We start from the raw sequence: 4450 nt of genomic DNA on the forward strand, positions 1-4450 counted from the left end.
GGGCCGCCTGCTCGAGAGGCGGTGTGTCGTCGGCCACGATGATGCCCAGCTCCTCGTACGAGGAGTCGAAGGACGTCATCACCTCGGCCGTCGCGATCAGGGTCTTCGACGGCACGCAGTCGGTGAGCACCGAGGCGCCGCCGAGTCCGTCCATGTCGACGACGGTCACCTCGGCGCCGAGCTGGCAGCCGACCAGCGCCGCCTCGTAGCCGCCGGGTCCGCCACCGATGATCACGATCCGGGTCACGAAAACGTCCGCCTCGGGTTGTCTTTCGGGATGCAGTTCGTACTCCATTGTCCCGCACGCTTCAAGTAGCTTCGCCCCGGGTCCCACCATCCGGGGGTCCGGGCACCCCGGCCGTACCTCCCGTACCCTCGACCCCATGTCGCTCTACGCCGCGTACGCCGGCAACCTCGACGCGCGGCTGATGTCCCGCCGCGCCCCGCACTCCCCGTTGCGCGGTACCGGCTGGCTCAACGGCTGGCGGCTCACCTTCGGCGGCGAGCAGATGGGCTGGGAGGGCGCGCTGGCCACGATCGTGGAGGCGCCGCGCTCGCAGGTCTTCGTCGCGCTGTACGACATCGCCCCCATGGACGAGGACTCGATGGACCGCTGGGAGGGTGTCGGCCTCGACATCTACCGCCGGATGCGGGTGCGGGTCGACACGCTGGACGGCGAGGAGCCGGCCTGGCTGTACGTGCTCAACGGGTACGAGGGCGGGCTGCCTTCGGCCCGCTACCTGGGCGAGCTGGCCGACGCCGCCGACTCGGCGGGCGCCCCGCACGACTATGTGATGGAGCTGCGCAAACGCCCCTGCTGAGGCGGGTCCGTCAGCGGTCTCGCGGGCGCTTGTAGGAAACGACAACACAACGATCCGAAGTACGTGCGGCCATCATCTACGCGCGTAGGGCATGACCGGCTACCCTCATCCGCGTGAACGCATCTGTTATTCCGGCCTTCGCCGAGGGCCCCGCCGACCCTTACACCGCCGCCGACGGAGCCGCCGCGCGCCTGCGCGAGCTGTCCGGCGCGCAGACCCATGACATCGCGCTGGTGATGGGGTCCGGCTGGGCACCGGCCGTCGACGCGCTGGGCACCCCCGAGGCCGAGTTCCCCGTCACGGAGCTGCCGGGGTTCCCCGCGCCCGCCGTCGAGGGGCACGGCGGCACGATCCGCTCGTACCGCATCGCCGACAAGCGCGCGCTGGTCTTCCTCGGCCGCACGCACTACTACGAGGGCCGGGGCGTCGCCGCCGTGGCGCACGGGGTGCGGACGGCGGTCGCCGCGGGCTGCAAGTCCGTCGTGCTGACCAACGGCTGCGGCGGGCTCCGCGAGGGCATGCGCCCGGGCCAGCCGGTGCTGATCAGCGACCACATCAATCTGACCGGGGTCTCCCCCATCGTCGGCGCCAACTTCGTCGACCTCACGGACCTGTACTCGCCGCGGCTGCGCGCGCTGTGCAAGGAGATCGACCCCGCGCTCGAAGAGGGCGTGTACGTCCAGTTCCCCGGCCCGCACTACGAGACGCCCGCCGAGATCAACATGGTCCGGGTGATGGGCGGCGACCTGGTGGGCATGTCCACGGTCCTTGAGGCCATCGCCGCGCGTGAGGCAGGCGCCGAGGTGCTGGGCATCTCGCTGGTGACGAACCTGGCCGCGGGTCTCTCGGGACAGCCGCTCAACCACGAAGAGGTCCTGCAGGCGGGACGCGACTCGGCCAAGCAGATGGGCGCCCTGCTGGCCAAGGTGCTCGAACGGGTCTGAAGACCCCGAACAGGTCCGAAGACCGGCTCCGGAGGGGTCTGAAGCGGCCCCGGCGGGGAATGACATCGGGTCCGGGCAGGGACGAACACCGGGCCACTTGCGAGCGGCGCCCGAGCGGGCGCGAGGAGGCTTCACCGTCGTGCAGCAGGACATCGTCGCGCGAGCCAGGGCCTGGCAGGCCGAGGACCCGGACAGCGACACCCGCGAGGAACTGGGCCGGCTCATCGACGCGGGGGATCTCGACGCCCTCGCCGAACGGTTCGCCGGGACACTGCAGTTCGGTACGGCAGGGCTGCGCGGCGAGCTGGGCGCGGGGCCCATGCGGATGAACCGCGCCGTCGTCATCAGGGCGGCGGCCGGACTCGCCGCGTACCTCAAGGCCCGTGGCGACGGCGGCGGGCTGGTCGTCGTCGGCTACGACGCGCGGTACAAGTCCGCCGACTTCGCGCGGGACACCGCGGCCGTGATGACCGGCGCCGGGCTGCGCGCCGCCGTCTTCCCCCGCGCACTGCCCACCCCCGTACTGGCCTTCGCCGTACAGCACTTGGGCGCCGTGGCGGGCGTCGAGGTCACGGCGAGCCACAACCCGCCCCGGGACAACGGCTACAAGGTCTACCTCGGCGGCGGCTCCCAGATCGTGCCGCCCGCCGACGGCGAGATCGCGGCGGCCATCGCGGCGATCGGCGCGCTGGACACGGTCGCGCGGCCCGACGACGGCTGGGAGACCCTCGGTGAGGACGTCCTGACGGCCTATCTGGAGCGCGCGGGCTCGGTCCTGACGCCCGGCACACCCCGCACCGCGCGCGTCGTCCACACGGCGATGCACGGCGTCGGCACGGAGACGTTCCTCGCGGCCTTCGCACGGGCCGGTTTCCCCGAACCGGTGCTGGTGGCCGAGCAGTCCGAGCCGGACCCGGCCTTCCCGACGGTCGCCTTCCCCAACCCGGAGGAGCCGGGCGCCATGGACCTGGCGTTCGCCACGGCCCGCGCCGCGCGTCCCGACCTGATCATCGCCAACGACCCGGACGCCGACCGCTGCGCCGTCGCCGTCCCCGACGACACGGCCGAGGCCGGCTGGCGCAGCCTCAGCGGCGACGAGGTGGGCGCGCTGCTCGCGGCGCATCTCGTCCACAAGGGCGTGACCGGCACCTTCGCCGAGTCGATCGTCTCGTCCTCGCTCCTCGGCCGGATCGCGTCGGCCGCCGGGCTCGGGTACGAGGAGACGCTGACCGGCTTCAAGTGGATCGCCCGCGTCGAGGGGCTGCGGTACGGGTACGAGGAGGCGCTCGGGTACTGCGTCGACCCCGACGGCGTACGCGACAAGGACGGCATCACGGCGGCGCTGCTCGTCGCCGAACTCGCCTCGGAGCTCAAGCAGGCCGACCGCACGCTGACCGATCTCCTCGACGACCTCGCCGTCACGCACGGCCTGCACGCCACCGGCCAGCTCGCCGTCCGGGTCAAGGACCTGTCACTGATCGCCGACGCGATGCGCAGGCTCCGCGAGCGGCCGCCGACGGAGCTGGCGGGGCTGCGGGTCGTCTCGGCGGAGGACCTGGCCGAGGGCACGCCGGAGCTGCCGCCCACGGACGGGCTGCGCTACCACCTGGAGGGCACGTACCGGGCCCGGGTCATCGTCCGTCCCAGCGGGACGGAGCCGAAGATCAAGTGCTACCTGGAGGTGGTGGTCCCGGTGGCGGCGGCGAGCGAACTCGACACGGTCAGGGCCGCTGCGGCGGAGGTACTCGCCGGACTGAAGCGGGACCTGTCGGCGGCGGCCGGCCTCTGACCGGAGGCCCCGGGCTGTGGCTCAGCCCGTGACGAACAGCACGATCATGACGATGAGCCCGGCGACGCTCGGCGCGATCAGCTCGTACGCCCAGCGCACCACCGGAGCGCCCTGCGCGCCGGGCCGCTCGGCCCCCTGCTCGGCGAGCAGGCGCAGCTCGACCACGGCCTGGTCGGCGAGCGCGAGCTGCGCCTGGGCGGCGTGGTCGATCCGGGGCCGCACGGACGTCCTGTTGTACGGGTCCTGCGGAACGTCCCGCGGGGCCCGCGCCTGGCGCCGCGACGCGCGCTTGCGCTGCCGCAGCGAGACGGGCACGGCCCACATCGGGAACCGGCCGCCCTCGACCTGCACGTCGGTCGTGTACCGCGCCTCCACGCCGGTGACGGCGGCCCACGGGACGGTGATGCTGCGGAACGGGTTACGGATCCGCAGCAGATCGGCGCCGGCGAAGACGGCGGGGCGCAGCGTGTACGCGAAGATCAGCGGTACGGCGAAGATCAGCCCGGCAAGCGCGATCCACGGGGCCCGCCCGGTCCCCCGAACGAGCGCGTCACCCCCGAGCCAGAACGCGAGCACAAGCAACAGCACACCCCCGGCGATCCCGGCACCGGACCGGAAGACGCGGTCGGCGTAGGTCGGCGTGGGGGTGGGGTCGGGGGTCGTCATACCCCGATTCTGCCGTATCGCCTTCCGGCGGGATGTCGCCGTCCGGCGGGGGGCGCGGATTTGGTTGCACCGCGTGCGGTTGGTGCCGGGTTCCGGGTCCTGCGGAGGGGGGTGTCCGGACTGCGGTGTCGCCGTCCGGCGGGGGCGGCCGGGTCCGGTGGTTGCGGTTGTCGTCGTCCGTGCCGGGGTCCGGGTCCTGCGGAGGGGGGTGTCCGGACTGCGGTGTCGCC

General features: G+C 73.0%; 5 protein-coding genes. 3 read left to right on the top strand and 2 right to left on the bottom strand.

What is annotated here, in order from left to right; all coding sequences use genetic code 11:
• Window positions 1-295, bottom strand: a 295-nt coding sequence (locus HY68_RS05900; protein ID WP_041985224.1) for an FAD-dependent oxidoreductase, incomplete at its 3' end; no start/stop codon positions are given.
• Between the two features lie 88 nt (window positions 296-383).
• Here HY68_RS05900 and HY68_RS05905 point away from each other — a divergent pair.
• From HY68_RS05905 to HY68_RS05915, 3 genes are all read left to right on the top strand, one after another.
• Window positions 384-821, top strand: a complete 438-nt coding sequence (locus HY68_RS05905) for a gamma-glutamylcyclotransferase (RefSeq protein ID WP_041985226.1) — start codon at window positions 384-386, stop codon at window positions 819-821.
• 113 nt (window positions 822-934) lie between these two features.
• Window positions 935-1765, top strand: coding sequence for a purine-nucleoside phosphorylase (locus HY68_RS05910; protein WP_041985228.1), 831 nt, complete (start codon window positions 935-937; stop codon window positions 1763-1765).
• Window positions 1766-1904: 139 nt separating this feature from the next.
• On the top strand, window positions 1905-3554 hold the full coding sequence (locus HY68_RS05915) for a phospho-sugar mutase (protein ID WP_041985230.1): 1650 nt from the start codon (window positions 1905-1907) through the stop codon (window positions 3552-3554).
• Window positions 3555-3575: 21 nt separating this feature from the next.
• Here the strand turns inward: HY68_RS05915 and HY68_RS05920 are convergent, their stop codons facing one another.
• Window positions 3576-4220 carry a PH domain-containing protein gene (locus tag HY68_RS05920; RefSeq protein ID WP_041985232.1) on the bottom strand — a complete coding sequence of 215 codons (645 nt, stop codon included), beginning with the start codon at window positions 4218-4220 and terminating at the stop codon, window positions 3576-3578.
• Between the last annotated feature and the right edge of the window lie 230 nt (window positions 4221-4450).

This window comes from Streptomyces sp. AcH 505, from assembly GCF_000818175.1.
Lineage (GTDB): Bacteria > Actinomycetota > Actinomycetes > Streptomycetales > Streptomycetaceae > Streptomyces.